The 14,026-nt window shown below is 68.4% G+C and carries 12 protein-coding genes; 5 read left to right on the forward strand and 7 right to left on the reverse strand.

Annotated elements, in window-relative coordinates; translation table 11 throughout:
- Positions 1–365 precede the first annotated feature (365 nt).
- On the forward strand, positions 366–2,084 hold the full coding sequence (locus ACRWNM_RS01190) for a helicase HerA-like domain-containing protein (RefSeq protein WP_431962525.1): 1,719 nt from the start codon (positions 366–368) through the stop codon (positions 2,082–2,084).
- A gap of 99 nt (positions 2,085–2,183) precedes the next feature.
- Here the strand turns inward: ACRWNM_RS01190 and lysA are convergent, their stop codons facing one another.
- The 4 genes from lysA to ACRWNM_RS01210 all read right to left on the reverse strand — a co-directional run bounded on the left by lysA (position 2,184) and on the right by ACRWNM_RS01210 (position 7,316).
- Positions 2,184–3,527, reverse strand: coding sequence for a diaminopimelate decarboxylase (gene lysA, locus ACRWNM_RS01195; protein ID WP_431962527.1), 1,344 nt, complete (start codon positions 3,525–3,527; stop codon positions 2,184–2,186).
- 352 nt (positions 3,528–3,879) lie between these two features.
- On the reverse strand, positions 3,880–4,683 hold the full coding sequence (gene cmrA / locus ACRWNM_RS01200) for a mycolate reductase (protein ID WP_431962529.1): 804 nt from the start codon (positions 4,681–4,683) through the stop codon (positions 3,880–3,882).
- 22 nt (positions 4,684–4,705) lie between these two features.
- Positions 4,706–6,736 carry an FAD-dependent oxidoreductase gene (locus ACRWNM_RS01205; RefSeq protein WP_431962531.1) on the reverse strand — a complete coding sequence of 677 codons (2,031 nt, stop codon included), beginning with the start codon at positions 6,734–6,736 and terminating at the stop codon, positions 4,706–4,708.
- Positions 6,737–6,758: 22 nt separating this feature from the next.
- Complete coding sequence (locus tag ACRWNM_RS01210) at positions 6,759–7,316, reverse strand: PadR family transcriptional regulator (protein WP_431962533.1); 558 nt, start codon at positions 7,314–7,316, stop codon at positions 6,759–6,761.
- A 121-nt stretch (positions 7,317–7,437) separates the two neighbouring features.
- On the opposite strand from ACRWNM_RS01210, the gene ACRWNM_RS01215 reads away from it, so the two are divergent.
- Positions 7,438–8,760, forward strand: coding sequence for an MFS transporter (locus ACRWNM_RS01215; RefSeq protein ID WP_431962535.1), 1,323 nt, complete (start codon positions 7,438–7,440; stop codon positions 8,758–8,760).
- Here the strand turns inward: ACRWNM_RS01215 and ACRWNM_RS01220 are convergent.
- Both ACRWNM_RS01220 and ACRWNM_RS01225 read right to left on the reverse strand, forming a co-directional pair.
- Positions 8,757–9,695 carry a hypothetical protein gene (locus tag ACRWNM_RS01220; protein ID WP_431962537.1) on the reverse strand — a complete coding sequence of 313 codons (939 nt, stop codon included), beginning with the start codon at positions 9,693–9,695 and terminating at the stop codon, positions 8,757–8,759. The genes ACRWNM_RS01215 and ACRWNM_RS01220 overlap by 4 nt on opposite strands.
- Positions 9,696–9,797: 102 nt before the next feature.
- Positions 9,798–10,418, reverse strand: a complete 621-nt coding sequence (locus ACRWNM_RS01225) for a TetR family transcriptional regulator (RefSeq protein WP_431962539.1) — start codon at positions 10,416–10,418, stop codon at positions 9,798–9,800.
- A gap of 195 nt (positions 10,419–10,613) precedes the next feature.
- Here ACRWNM_RS01225 and ACRWNM_RS01230 point away from each other — a divergent pair, with 195 nt between their 5' ends.
- From ACRWNM_RS01230 to ACRWNM_RS01240, 3 genes are read left to right on the forward strand one after another with little or no spacing between them, the layout of a single operon-like run.
- Positions 10,614–11,672 carry a ferredoxin reductase gene (locus tag ACRWNM_RS01230; RefSeq protein ID WP_431962541.1) on the forward strand — a complete coding sequence of 353 codons (1,059 nt, stop codon included), beginning with the start codon at positions 10,614–10,616 and terminating at the stop codon, positions 11,670–11,672.
- Between the two features lie 20 nt (positions 11,673–11,692).
- Entirely contained in the window at positions 11,693–12,841 is a 1,149-nt protein-coding gene (locus ACRWNM_RS01235; RefSeq protein WP_431962543.1) for a fatty acid desaturase family protein, read from the forward strand.
- Positions 12,842–13,150: a hypothetical protein gene (locus ACRWNM_RS01240; RefSeq protein WP_431962545.1), complete on the forward strand. Its 309-nt coding sequence runs from the start codon at positions 12,842–12,844 to the stop codon at positions 13,148–13,150.
- Here ACRWNM_RS01240 and ACRWNM_RS01245 read toward each other — a convergent pair whose 3' ends face one another.
- Positions 13,151–13,681 (reverse strand): DUF4254 domain-containing protein, encoded by a 531-nt coding sequence (locus ACRWNM_RS01245; RefSeq protein ID WP_431962547.1) that lies wholly within the window; start codon positions 13,679–13,681, stop codon positions 13,151–13,153.
- Between the last annotated feature and the right edge of the window lie 345 nt (positions 13,682–14,026).

Here is a 14,026-nt window from a genome sequence, read left to right on the forward strand (position 1 = left end):
TCCGCGAACAAGCGCGTTCGCCTTCCGCGCGCCGACACCACCGCGCCACGCACGCCGAAACAACCGTGCCGTGCGTGCCCGGACCGCTGTGCCGTGCGTGCCCAGACCGCCGTGCCGTGCGTGCCCAGACCACAGTGCGGTGCGCCGACACAACCGCGCTGCGCGACGTCGGAACGCCGTCGGCGGGGATACAGTTTCCGCAGAGATCGGTGAGGCGTACCTTCGCCTTCGCTCCGGCCGTGCGCGGGCTCTCGACGGGCGCTGTGCCCGGTGGGCGCACCTCCGCGCTCCGGCCACGCGGGCTTCCGGCGAGCTACGTCCGGCCGGCCCAGTGGCGTTCCGGTGCGACAGATGGAGGACGTGCGATGACCACTCCCCAGGAGAAGGCAGCAGCGGCGCGCAAGGCCGCCGACGAAGCGGCCCGGGTGGCGGCCGAGGCGGCAGCGGCCGCGGAAGCCGCCGAACGTGAGCTGGCCGAGCAGCAAGAGCCGGCCGCGGGGAAGGCGCCGGATGCCGATGCCCCGAAGCCGGTCGGCGAGACCTCCCCGGACGCCACCCAGAACGCGACCGCGCAGGAGATCGCCGCGGGATACGCCGTCGAGGGCGCTGCTTTGGAACTGGGCGCCGTTGTCGTCGACGGAGCCGTGGATTCCGCTGCGCGAGTACGCATTCCGATGCGCATGATGAATCGGCACGGCTTGGTCGCGGGCGCCACCGGCACCGGAAAGACCAAGACATTGCAAGGCATCGCCGAACAGCTCTCGCGCGCGGGCGTTCCGGTGGTGCTCGCCGACATCAAGGGCGACCTGTCCGGTTTGAGCAGGCCGGGGGAGTCCAACGACAAGATCAGCGCGCGGGCGCGGGAAACCGGCGCGCCGGACTGGGCGCCCAGCGGCTTCCCGACCGAATTCGTCTCGCTCGGCACCGGCGGGATCGGGGTGCCGATCCGGGCCACCATCACCTCGTTCGGTCCGGTGCTGCTGAGCAAGGTGCTCGATCTCAACGAGACGCAGGAATCGACCCTCGGCCTGATCTTCCACTGGGCCGACCAGCAGGGGCTCGCGTTGCTCGACCTGAAGGACCTGCGCGCCGTCATCACCCATCTCACCAGCCCCGATGGCAAGGAGGACCTGAAAGGCATCGGGGGTGTGTCGGCGCAGACGGCGGGCGTCATCCTGCGCGCGCTGGTCAACCTCGAGGCCGACGGCGGCGACACCTTCTTCGGCGAACCGGAGCTCGATCCGGCCGACCTGCTCCGGCTCGCGGGCGGGCAGGGCGTGATCACGCTGTTCGAGCTCGGCGCGCAGGCGGCCCGGCCGGTGATGTTCTCCACCTTCCTGATGTGGGTGCTCGCCGATCTGTTCCAGACGCTGCCCGAGGTCGGCGATGTCGACAAGCCCAGGCTGGTGTTCATCTTCGACGAGGCGCACCTGCTGTTCGACAACGCTTCGAAGGCGTTCCTCGACCAGGTCGAGCAGACGGTCAAACTGATCCGTTCCAAGGGCGTCGGGGTGTTCTTCTGCACCCAATTGCCCACCGACATACCGAATCCCGTGCTGTCCCAGCTGGGCGCGCGCATCCAGCACGCGCTGCGCGCCTTCACCCCCGACGACCAGAAAGCGCTGTCCAAGACCGTCCGCACCTATCCGAAGACCTCGGTCTACGACCTGGAGAAGGCGTTGACCTCGCTCGGCACCGGCGAGGCCGTGGTGACGGTGCTCTCCGAGCAGGGCGCGCCGACCCCGGTGGCGTGGACCAGAATTCAGCCCCCGCGTTCGCTGATGGACACCATCGGCGCCGATGCCATCAAGTCCGGGGCCCTGTCCAGCGCGCTCGCCACGAAGTACGGCCGGACCATCGACCGCGAATCGGCCTACGAACTGCTGACCGCCAAGCTGGCCGCGGCCCAACCGGAGCAACCGGAAGCCGCCCCCGCGCCCGGCCGGTCTCCGCGCCAAGACGAGGAGTCGGCCGCGGAACGCATCATGAAAAACCCTGCGGTGAAAAGCTTCCTGCGCTCGGCCGCGACCGCGGCGGGCCGCGAGATCAGCCGCAGCCTCTTCGGCACCCGCCGTCGCCGCTGAGCCCACTCGAACAGCGGCGCGTTTCCAGCTGCCGAGGCCATCGCGCGGTGCCGCGGTCCTCGTGCGGTGTGGGCAGTCGCCGGTCGGTGGGCGTTGCCGTCAGACGCCCACCTCGCGGGCCATGAGATCTTCGACCGTTTCGCGGCGGACGAGGGTCCTGGCGCGGCCGTCGCGGACGGCGACCACGGGTGGACGGCCGATGCTGTTGTAGGTGTTGGCCAGGCTGTGGTGGTAGGCGCCGGTGCACGGGACCGCGAGGATCTCGCCGGGGCGTAGGTCGGCGGGGAGCCGGACGTCCACGGCGAGGACGTCGCCCGCCTCGCAGTGGCGGCCCGCGATGGTCGCGGTCATGTGCGGCCCGCACGGGTGGCGGTTGGCGAGCACCACGTCGTAGCGGGCGCCGTACAGCGCGACCCGCGGGTTGTCGCTCATGCCGCCGTCGACGGTGACGTAGGTGTGCCCGCCCTCGATGTGCTTGACCGAAAGCACCCGGTAGAGCGTCACGCCGGCGCGCGCCACGATCGCGCGACCCGGTTCCAGCGCGAGCCGGGGCCGCGGGAAGTGATGCCGGGCGCAGCCCGCGTCGAGGGCGTCCTCGAGGATCTCGCCCAGTTCGTGCAGGTTCATCTCGGCGTCGCCGCCGCGATAGGCGACGGCATGCCCGCCGCCTAGGTCGAGCTCGGTGAGGATGCGTCCGTGATCGTGGCGCACCCGCGCCATTTCGCCGATCATCCTGCGGATCGCCTCGCCGTAGTGGTCGGGGTTGTAGATCTGCGAGCCGAGGTGGCAGTGGAAGCCGACCAGCTCCAGGTTCGATCTGCGCAGAATGCGCTCGACCGCTTTGTCGGCCAGTTCGCTGCCCAGCGGGAAGCCGAACTTCTGGTCGGTGACGCCGGTCTTCACCGCGGGATGCCCGTGCACATCGATGCCGGGCGACAGGCGCACCAGCACCCGCTGGCGCGTCGTGGCGAGTGCGGAGAGCAGGGTGATCTCGGTGAGCGAGTCGACCACGATCCGGCCGACGCCGCAGCGCACCGCGGTGCGCAGTTCGTCCGAGGATTTACCGTTGCCGTGCAGGATGATTCGCTCCGGATCCACCCCAGCGGACAGCGCGATGGCCAGCTCGCCCGCCGAGCACACGTCCACCGAGAGGCCCTCCTGGGTCACCCACTCGGCGACCGCGCGGATCATCAGCGCCTTGCCCGCGTAGATGATCTCCGCCTCGGGGAACGCCCGCCGGTACGCGCGGCAACGCGACCTGACCTCCTGTTCGTCCAGCACGTACGTGGCCGTCCCGTATTGGTCGGCGATGTCGGCCAGTGCCACACCGCCGACCGTGATCCGGCCCTCGCTGTCGTAGTGCGTGTCCCGTGGCCACACCGCCGAATCGAGCCGCGAAGGCATCCCCGACCGCAGCGACGGGAAGATTTCGAGCAGCGTCACAGTGTTCTCCTGGGGTGCGCCCCCGCTTTCTCCTCACTGCGGGGCCGATGCCAGGACTACCCCTCCCCGCACCCTCCGGACGCGCCCCTTACACCTCCTTGACGCCCACCCCACCGTTCCTGACGGCCCCCTGACACTCGCGTCAACCCAGCTCACACACACTCTTGGTACGCCTCACACAGCCAGCAGTGCTGTGCGGCGTCAGAACACTCTGTGATGTACCGAGGCCGCCAGGCGTTGGTGCTCCCGGGTCGATGACGTGCGGGTCCGGTGATTCATGGCCGCACAGAAGCTTCGTACGCCTCGCACAGGTGGTGCGCTTGTGAGGCGTCGGCACGGTGTGTGGGACGGGTCAGCCGCCGAGTTTCCGGTAGAAGGCGCCTGCGATGGGGGCGGTGAGGGCGCGGGGGCCGTATTGGCCCGCGACGCTCATGCCCTTGGAGATGAGGCCGGGGACGACGCGCATCTTGTTGCGGGCGAGGGCGTCGATGGAGACCTTCGCGGTGTACTCCGAGGAGACCCACATGAAGTCCGGCACCATGCGGTCCACGATCGAGGCCTCGGACGGGTCGGGCAGTTCGGTGCGGACCGGGCCGGGTGCCAGCAGCGTGACGTGTACGCCCGAATCCTTCAGCTCCCCGCGCAGCGATTCGCAGAAAGTGTTGGCGAACGCCTTGCTGGCGGCGTAGGTCGCGTTGTTCGGGATCGGCATGTTACCCGCGGCCGAGCCGCTGATCAGGATGCCGCCCGCGCCGCGCGCGATCATGCCCGGCAGCACCGCCAGGGTGAGATCGTGCACGGCGACGGCGTTGAGCTCCATCTGGGCGCGCTCGTATGCCATGTCCAGTTCCGCGACCGGCCCGAACGTCGCGATTCCCGCGTTGTTGCACAGGATCGAGATGTTGCGCGCCGACAACTCCTCGACCAGCGGGCCTCGCTGCGCGCGGTCGGACAGGTCGACAGCGCGCACCTCGGCGGTGATGCCGTGCGCCAGGGTGAGGCGCTGCGCGAGCTCGTCGAGCAGGTCGCCGCGGCGGGCGACCAGGATCAGCGAATAGCCGCGTCCGGCCAGTTCGGCGGCCAGCGCGGCGCCGATGCCGGAGGAGGCTCCGGTGACGACGGCACGGTTCTCGGAGGTGGGGGAGGGCAGGCTCACCTGAGCGATGCTAGCGAGGGGCTCAGAGGCGGGCGGCCAGCCGGGTGCCCTGATCGATCGCGCGCTTGGCGTCGAGTTCGGCGGCCAGCTCGGCGCCGCCGATCAGGTGCGGGGTGATGCCCGCCGCCCGCAGCGGCTCGGCCAGCTCGCGCACCGACTCCTGACCCGCGCAGACCACCACGTTGTCCACCGGAATCAATTGCGGGCGTTCGCGTTTCTCGCCGAAGCTGATGTGCAGGCCGCTGTCGTCGATGCGCTCGTAGTTGACACCGCCGATCTGCTCGACACCCTTGGCCTTCAGCGCGGCGCGGTGCACCCAGCCGGAGGTCTTGCCGAGGTCCTTGCCGAACGACGACGTCTTGCGTTGCAGCAGAACGACATCGCGGGCCGCGGGGGAGGGCCTGGGGGTGGTGAGCTGGCCCGGCGCCTGCTCGTCGTCGGCGTCGACGCCCCACTCCTCTTTCCACTCGTCCAGTTTGAGCGCGGGATGGCCCTCTACGGTGAGGAACTCGCTCACGTCGTAGCCGATGCCGCCCGCGCCGATCACCGCGACGCGCTTGCCCACCGGCTTCTCCTCGCGCACCAGTTCGGCGTAGGAGAGCACCATCGGGTGGTCGATGCCGGGGATGTTGGGAATGCGCGGCCGCACGCCGGTGGCCAGCACCACCTCGTCGTAGCGGCCCGCGATGAGCTCGTCGGCGGTGACGCGCTTGTTCAGGTGCAGATTCACCCGGCGCAGCTCGATCATCCGGCGGTAGTACCGGATGGATTCGTCGAATTCCTCCTTGCCAGGAATCCGGCGAGCGATGTCGAACTGGCCGCCGATCTTGTCGTCGGACTCGAAAAGGTCTACGCGGTGGCCGCGTTCGGCGAGGCTCACCGCCGCGGAGAGCCCGGCCGGGCCCGCGCCGACGACCGCGATGCGCTTGGCGCGCCGCGTCGGCAGCAGCTTCAGCTCGGTCTCGTGGCCCGCGCGCGGGTTGAGCAGGCAGGACACCGTCTTGTGCTGGAACGCGTGGTCGAGGCAGGCCTGGTTGCAGGCGATGCAGGTGTTGATCTCGTCGACGCGGTTCTGCTCGGCCTTGTTCACCCATTCCGGATCGGTGAGGAACGGGCGCGCCAGCGAAACCAGTTGCGCGTCACCGCGGGTCAGGATCTCCTCGGCGATCTCCGGCATGTTGATGCGGTTGGAGGCGCAGACCGGGATACCGACCTGCTCGGTGATCTTCGCGGTGAACTCGACGAACGCCGCCCTGGGGACCGAGGTGACGATGGTCGGCACCCGCGCCTCGTGCCAGCCGATATCGGTGTTGATGATCGTGGCGCCCGCCTGCTCCAATTCCTTGGCGAGCGCGACGATCTCGTCGAAGGTCTGGCCCTTCTCCACCAGCTCGGCCATGGACAGCCGGAACACGATGATGAAGTTCGGCCCGACCGCGGCGCGGACCCGGCGCACGATCTCGAGCGGCAGCCTGCGCCGGTTCTCGGCCGAGCCACCCCACTTGTCGGTGCGCTTGTTGGTGCGCGGCGCGAGGAACTGGTTGATGAAATAGCCCTCACCGCCCATGATCTCGCAGCCGTCGTACCCGGCGAACTGGGCCAGCTTCGCGCAGCGCGCGTAGTCCGAGATGGTCTGTTCGATGCCGCGGGCGGAGAGGGCACGGGGCCGGAAAGGGTTGATGGGCGCCTTGATCGAGGATGCGGAGACGCTGGCAGGCCAGTAGGAGTACCGGCCCGCGTGCAGGATCTGGATGGCGATCTTGCCGCCCTCGTCGTGCACCGCCTTGGTGATCCTGCGGTGCCGGTAGGCCTCGGTCTTGTTGGTCAGCTTGGCGCCGAAAGGCAGCAGCCAGCCGGTGCGGTTGGGCGCGTAGCCGCCGGTGATGATCAGCCCGACACCGCCGCGGGCGCGCTCGGCGAAGTAGGCGGCCAGCTTGTTGGTGTCCCAGGCGCGGTCTTCCAGGCCGGTGTGCATCGACCCCATGACCACGCGGTTGCGCAGGGTGGTGAAGCCGAGGTCCAGCGGCTCGAAAAGGTGGGGGAAGGAGCTCATTACCGAGTCTCGCCTTTCTCCATCAGGCCGGATGCGGGGCTGACGCATCCGGTCGCAGTGCTTGCAGTACTTCGTCGCACCATTCGACGAACCCGGACTCGACGCGGATGCCGCCGCGCAGGACCAGGTATTGGTGCAGTGCCGTGCCGGAGAGCTGATCCGGCGCGGCGAAGTCCTTCTTCTCGATGAGCCGGTAGACCTCGAGCCGCTGGGCGTGCTGGTCGCGGTGCCGGACGACCTCCGCGCACAGCGCGTCCAGGTCGCCGTAGGCCGCGCCGCGGATCTTGACCCCGAGTTCGCTGCGGGGCAGGTCGGTGTTGGAGGGCTCGGCGATCCAGCGGGCCAGCTCGGCGCGGCCCGCCTCGTTCACCGAGTAGACCTTCTTGTCCGGCTTGCCCTCTTGCGCCACCGATTCGCCGTCCAGCCAACCGGATTCCTCCATGCGCTTGAGCACGCGGTAGATCTGCTGGTGGGTCGCGCTCCAGAAGAAGCCGATGGACTTGTCGAACCGGCGCGCCAGCTCGTAGCCCGAACCGGCCCGCTCGGTCAGCGATACCAGCAACGCGTGCTCGAGAGCCATGCGGTCACGGTACTCGGTACAGCCGGTACTATGCAACTGGGTGCATAGGACGCGTCGCCTTCGATCGGCACGCGTCGGCTTTCGCCGGACTTCGTCCGGCCGGTCGGGTTACGCTGCGCGCATGACCGAGGTGGACGCGCGCGGCACGATCGGGGACGCCGCCGGGCGCGGGCAGATAGCGGCATGGGGGTTGTGGGATTGGGGCTCCTCGGCGTTCCACGCCGTGATCCTCACGTTCGTGTTCTCGGTGTATCTCACCGATACGGTGGGCGACGATCTGCCCGGCGGCATCTCGGCCAGCGCCTGGCTCGGCTGGTCGCTCGGGATCGCCGGACTGGTCGTCGCGCTCACGGCGCCGATCAGCGGGCAGTGGTTCGACGCGGCCGCGAAACGTAAACGCTCCCTTGGCGTGTTGAGCGCACTGACCGTCCTTGCCATGGCCGGGATGTTCTTCGTGCACGACGACTACCACGATCTGTGGCTCGGGCTGACGCTGCTCGCCTTCGGCTCGGCCGCCTTCGAACTGGCCAACGTGCCGTACAACGCGATGCTGCGCCAAGTCTCCACGCCGGAGACGGTCGGCCGGGTCTCCGGATTCGGCTGGGCGATGGGCTATTTCGGCGGCATCTTCCTGCTGCTGATCTGCTACTTCGGCTTCATCTCCGGGAAGGGGGACAACCGGGGACTGTTCGGCATACCGACCGACGACGGGCTCAACATCCGGCTCGTCGCCGTGCTCGCCGCGGTGTGGTTCGCCGGATTCGCGCTGCCGGTGCTGTTCGCGGTGCCGGAACTGCCGCGCACCGCCGCCGATCCCGGCGCGGCGAGCGCGGGGTTCTTCGGTTCCTATCGGGTGCTGTGGCGAGATCTGCGCGAGCTGTGGGAGACGGACCGGCACACCGTCTGGTTCCTGTTGGCCAGCGCGATCTTCCGGGACGGACTGGCAGGTGTGTTCACCTTCGGTGCGGTGCTCGCGGTGCGCGTCTACGGCATCGATGATTCCGATGTGCTGCTGTTCGGCGTCGCCGCGAATGTGGTCGCCGCGCTCGGGGCGATCGTCGCGGGCCGATTCGACGACAGGGTGGGGCCGAAGGCGGTGATCGTGGCGTCGCTGGCCGCCATGCTGGTCTGCGGGCTGGCGCTGCTCGTGGTGTCGGGTCCACTCATGTTCTGGGTGTTCGGACTGCTGCTGACGATTTTCGTCGGGCCCGCCCAGGCCTCGGCCCGGTCGTTCCTCGTCAGGGTGGCCCCGCCGGGGCGGGAAGGACAGCTGTTCGGCCTCTACACCACGACCGGCCGGGCCGTATCCTTCCTCGCCCCCTCGCTTTTCGGCTTGTTCGTCTGGGTGTTCGATGCCGACCGCGCCGGGATGGTCGGACTGGCCGTCGTCCTCGCCGCGGGGTTGGCGGTGCTGCTCCCGGTGCGCGCGCCCGAGGCGCGCTAGTTGATCCGGCCTTCCATGCCGCTGTAGATCTCGGTGGCCTCGGCGAAGCCGCCGCCGATCAGATCCGCCAGCGCCAGCGCCTCGTCGCACTTGCGCAGCGACAGGCGCGTCCGGTCGTCGCCGCCGGACAGCGCCTCGGCGTTGGCGGCGAGCCAGTCGCGTGTCGCGGACGCGTCACCCGGGCCGACGAATCCGCCCACCGAGTAGTTCGCGGTGATGGTGTCCTCGGTGCGCCAGGCGATCTCGGGGAACAGGGTCGGCACGTCGCCGAGCAGCGGACCGTTGCCGCCGAAGCCGGTGGGCCAGCCGATTCCGGCTTCCTCGGCCAGCGCGGTCGGCCAGACGACGCCGCGGTCCATCCAGCCGGGCAGCAGTCGCGCGGTGAATTCGACCAGGCAGAACTGGAGGTTGTTGCGCAAGAGGTCGGCGGCGTCGTGTGTTTCGGCGCTGTGCGGGTCGTCGACCGTCGGCTGTCCGGAGCGCAGCGCGAGGGCGGCCTGGCGCAGCAGGCGAATCTTCCACGCGATGTCGATGGCCAGATCGTCGGCGCCGGGCAGCGTGCCGCTCATGTCGGGTTCGGTGCGGGCGGCCAGCGCGGGATCGAGCAGGCCGAGCTGGGCGCGCGCCAGCTCGTCCACCGTGCCGACGGTGCAATCCCGGTACCGCACAGCGGTTTCCGCGACCTCGGCGGGCGTCTCGGCCGTGATCAGGTACGGCCTGCCCCACACGTAGAGCGAGTCGTCGAACTCGTCGTCGGCGACCTTCAGCGCGCCGAGCGCCCACGCCTTGGCCCGGAAACGCACGCGGGCCTGCTCGACCGCGGTGGCGATCAGGTCGTCCAGATCGCCGTCGCCGCCTAGCCCGGCCAGGTACGGCAGGATCCGCTCCTCGACGAGTCGCATATCCAAGGCGTGAAAGCTGGTGTCGTAACCCATGTTCGGCACCCTACTGGCGCGACCGGGCGAAGTCCCTCGTCGGCTCGCGCACGACCGCGGCGAATGCGGAAGTCCGCCCCGTGGGAATCGGACGGTCGCCGCTCACCGATCCTTGGGCGGCCACCAGTTGTCCATGCCGAGGGCGATCAGGCGGATCTTCTGGACCGTGTGGTCGATGATGGTCCGCTGATCGCGCTCGGGGGCCGCGACGTAGGCGGCGATCCCGTCGGCGACGGTGCCGACCAGCAGGTCGGCGGCGATCTCCAGATCGCGCGGGCTCCAGTCGTCCAGCGCGCGGACCCGGGACAGATCGGCGACCAGCTCGCGCACGATCAGCTGGAGTTCCAGCGCGATGGCCTTGCGCAACGCCGCCGAGCCGCCGTGGCGCTCGCGGGTGAGGAAGCCGAACAGCGCGCGTTTGGCCGCCACCTGATCGAAGACGAACCGCACCGTGTCGGCCACGCTGGCCTCGGGGTTGCGCCTCACCTCGCGCAGCGCCAGCCGCAGCGCGGTCACGCCCTGGTCGACGAGGGTGGCGCCGAGGTCGTCGAGCGAGGCGAAATGGCGGTAGAAGGCGGTCGGCACGATCCCGGCCGAGCGCGCGATCTCACGCAGGCTCAGCGCGGCGAAACCACGGTCGGCGGCGAGTTCGAGGGTGCCGTCGACCAAGGCCTGCCGCGTGCGCTCCTTGCGCTCGATTCGGGTCGCTGCCTGCTCGCTCATCACGGTGAGCATACATCCGTTCACCATTCACTCATCCAGTAGGTGTTGTTCGTGTCACACGAATTGCCGGTTGACACTGGGCCCTGCCTATCCGTCACACTGGATGAGTGTACAGGCGTGCACTGAAATTTGATCGAGTGACAGTCGGCACGCCACAGCCCTGATCGACCGACAAGCAGAGGCACGGAGAACCGAATGGTGGATCTCATCGACCTGGTGCAGACCCTGACCACGCCCCATCCGCTCGACCGGTACCTGGAACTCGTGCGCCCCACGCTGACCGTCCGGCAGATGCGGGCCGAGATCACCCACGTGCGCCGCTCGGTGCCCGGCTCGGTGACGCTCACGCTGCGCCCGACCCGGCATTGGCGCGGCCACGCCGCGGGCCAGTACGTCCAGATCGGCGTGGTGATCGACGGCGTACGGCACACCAGGTGCTATTCGCCGGTGAATCCGGAGCGCAGACGCGACCGGCACATTCAGCTCACCGTCAAGGTGCATCCGGGCGGCCTGGTCTCGCAGTACCTGCACGACAAGGCCGTGCCGGGCATGGTGGTGGACCTGAGTCCCGCGGCCGGTGTCTTCCGGTTGCCCGAGGTCCGTCCCGACCGGGTGCTGCTGATCAGCGGCGGCAGCGGCATCACGCCGGTGCTGTCGATGATGCGAACCCTCGCCGACGAGGGTTATCCCGGCGAGCTGACCTTCCTGCACTACGCCCGTTCACCGGAGGCGGTGCCGCACCGGGCCGAGCTGGAAACCATAGCGGAGCGGAACCCGCATTTCCGCATCGAGATGCGCTATCCGGAACAGGGCGGCGGCCCGTTCGACTACGACGAGCTCGAGCGCGTCGCGCCGTGGTTCGCCGACGCGCAGACCTACGTGTGCGGCCCGCCGCCGCTGATGGATGCGGTGCGCAAGGTATACGAGGCCGAGGAACTGGCCGACCGGCTGCACTCCGAGGAGTTCACGCTCTCGGTCGTCCCCGTCGACGCGGACGAGGCGTACGGCGCGACCACCTTCTCGGCCAGCGGGGTGAGCGCCGAGAACACCGGGGCCAGCCTGCTGGAACAGGCCGAGGCCGCGGGCCTGACCCCGGAGTACGGCTGCCGCATGGGTATCTGCTTCTCCTGCACCGCCGTTCGCCGCTCCGGCTGCACCCGCAACCTGCGCACCGGCGAGACCGGCAGCGATCCCGATCAGCCCATCCAGCTGTGCGTCAGCGCCGCGGTGGGTGACGTCGACATCGAAATCTAGCCAGACGAAGGGGACCGACGATGACCATATTGACCGAAACCGAGAACGGACCGCTGATCCTGACGCCGGATCAGGTCGAGGAACTCGGCAAGGCGCTCGACGAACTGCGCGACCGCGTCGTCGCCGATCTCGGCGACCGCGACCGTGCATACATCTACTCGATCATCAAGGCACAGCGCGGTTTCGAGATCGCCGGCCGCGGACTGATGTACCTGGGCTTCCTGCCACCGGTGTGGCTGGCCGCGGTGGCGGCGCTGAGCGTGTCGAAGATCCTGGACAACATGGAGATCGGCCACAACGTCATGCACGGCCAGTACGACTGGATGCGTGAGCCCGGCCTGAATTCCCGTGAGTTCGAGTGGGATACGGTCTGCCCGGCGGACCAGTGGAAGCACTCGCACAACTACATGCACCACACCTACACCAACATCCACGGCATGGACCGCGACATCGGTTACGGCATCCTGCGCATCGACGAGGGCCAGAAATGGAACCCTTACTACCTGGGCAACCCGCTGTGGGCGTTCCTGCTGATGGTGTTCTTCGAGTGGGGCGTGATGATGCACGACGCCGAGGCCGAGAACATCATTCAGGGCAAGCGCAAGTGGTCCGACCTCAAACCGCTGGTCAAGGGCTGGTGGCGTAAGGCGGGCAAGCAGGCGCTGAAGGACTACGTGGCGTTCCCCGCGCTGACCGGTCCGCTGTTCCTCAGCACGCTGGCCGGGAACGCCGCCGCCAACCTGGTGCGCAACGTCTGGGCCTACTCGATCATCTTCTGCGGCCACTTCCCTTCCGGCGTACAGACGTTCACCGAGGAGGAGACCGCCGAGGAGACCCGCGGCGAGTGGTACGTCCGGCAGATGCTGGGTTCGGCGAACATCTCCGGCGGCAAGCTGTTCCACATCATGAGCGGTAACCTGTCGCATCAGATCGAACACCACCTGTTCCCCGACATCCCCGCCAACCGTTATCCGGAGATCGCGCCGGAAGTGCGGGCGCTGTGCGAGAAGTATGGATTGCCGTACCACACCGGGCGGTTGAGCAAGCAGATCGGCGATGTGTGGCTGAAGATTCTCGAGCTCGCGCTGCCGCCGCGCTTCACGAAGAACCCGTCATCTCCCGGTGTTATCGTGATGCGTCAGCGGAAGGCGACCGAAGTGGGCGTGTGAATGATCGGGAAATTCGAAAGCAACAAGGATTTGATTCAGGAATTGACGGCCTCCGGTGCCAAGCACGTCGGAAATATTGCGACGATCATCACCGGAACCGTCCAGGAGGTCACTCGGGAGATCGGTGAGTGGATCACCGATGCGATCGAGATGAACGAGGCGGCAGCGGCGGCTCGCAAGGATGCCGCCGCCCATCGGGAGACGCTGCCGGACGAGGTCCCCGACGAGCCCGAGCCCGAGCCGCCTGCCGCGGGCTCCGCCTTCGTCGAGGCCGAGGTCGTCGAGACCGACCTCGACGACCGTCGCTGATCACCACACCGGCAGCCTGCGCCGGTGCTCGGTGACATCGGTGATCAGGTCCTGATAGCCATCAGCCAGCTCGGCGAGCCGCGTCCACAGCAGGTGGGCTTCCCCGTCCACCTGCGGTGGCTGCGTCGCCGGGCCGGTCTTGCCCAAAGCTAGTTGCGCCGCAGTCCATTTCGCCGCCATACGGTCGATGACGGCGCCGAGCGTCTCGGTGTGCAGCGAGGCGCCGGAGCGGTGCGCGACGTTGGTCGCCACCCAGTCGTTGATGCGGCCGACCAGCTCGGCGCGGCGCTCGTCGATGTCGTCCACCAGCTGACTGCACGCCGCGACCCTGCCGTTGGTGACGTCCGGTGCGTGCGCCGCGGCGAGCGCCCGATGCCTGCGCTCATGGCATTCGACCAGCTCGCGTGCCGCGGCGAGGACTCGGTGTTTCTTTCGATTCGGGTCGTCGGGTTCGCGAAACGCGCGTAACAGCGCCGATCGCGGTGGCAGCTCGCCGGCTCCGATACGGTTCCCGGCGTATTCGGTAGGCATGATGCACGCCCCTGCTTGTAACGATCCGATCGTGGATACGCCAGGGCCGAGGGGGATTTCGGGGAGGGGCACCCCTCGGCTCCGGCGCAGCCCCGAGCCCGAGACGCCCCCCACACAGTCCACCAGCACGGCAAAGTAACCGGGAAATCCGCGACGATGCGATGAGGAAGACGGCCCGACAAATCGGGACACTTTCAGGAAAGCGCGATAGTCGAATCGGCGCAACAGTATGGTGTAAAAATCCATGCGCCAGTTGGAAATCGTTACCGTCCGTTACGGTGCGGTCACCCGAAATCCACCTTTGCCCAAAGTGAACTGATCCATTGGCGCATCTCCAGTTATCGT

Source organism: Nocardia sp. bgisy134 (genome assembly GCF_965341865.1).
Classification (GTDB): Bacteria; Actinomycetota; Actinomycetes; order Mycobacteriales; family Mycobacteriaceae; genus Nocardia.

What these genes read in the sequence shown, in the direction of transcription:
- ACRWNM_RS01245 (WP_431962547.1), bottom strand. Translation starts at nt 13,681, where the DNA reads ATGCCTACCGAATACGCCGGGAACCGTATCGGAGCCGGCGAGCTGCCA.
- ACRWNM_RS01205 (WP_431962531.1), bottom strand. Translation starts at nt 6,736, where the DNA reads ATGAGCTCCTTCCCCCACCTTTTCGAGCCGCTGGACCTCGGCTTCACC.
- ACRWNM_RS01240 (WP_431962545.1), top strand. Translation starts at nt 12,842, where the DNA reads ATGATCGGGAAATTCGAAAGCAACAAGGATTTGATTCAGGAATTGACG.
- ACRWNM_RS01225 (WP_431962539.1), bottom strand. Translation starts at nt 10,418, where the DNA reads ATGAGCGAGCAGGCAGCGACCCGAATCGAGCGCAAGGAGCGCACGCGG.
- ACRWNM_RS01215 (WP_431962535.1), top strand. Translation starts at nt 7,438, where the DNA reads ATGACCGAGGTGGACGCGCGCGGCACGATCGGGGACGCCGCCGGGCGC.
- ACRWNM_RS01230 (WP_431962541.1), top strand. Translation starts at nt 10,614, where the DNA reads ATGGTGGATCTCATCGACCTGGTGCAGACCCTGACCACGCCCCATCCG.
- ACRWNM_RS01235 (WP_431962543.1), top strand. Translation starts at nt 11,693, where the DNA reads ATGACCATATTGACCGAAACCGAGAACGGACCGCTGATCCTGACGCCG.
- ACRWNM_RS01220 (WP_431962537.1), bottom strand. Translation starts at nt 9,695, where the DNA reads ATGGGTTACGACACCAGCTTTCACGCCTTGGATATGCGACTCGTCGAG.
- ACRWNM_RS01190 (WP_431962525.1), top strand. Translation starts at nt 366, where the DNA reads ATGACCACTCCCCAGGAGAAGGCAGCAGCGGCGCGCAAGGCCGCCGAC.
- ACRWNM_RS01210 (WP_431962533.1), bottom strand. Translation starts at nt 7,316, where the DNA reads ATGGCTCTCGAGCACGCGTTGCTGGTATCGCTGACCGAGCGGGCCGGT.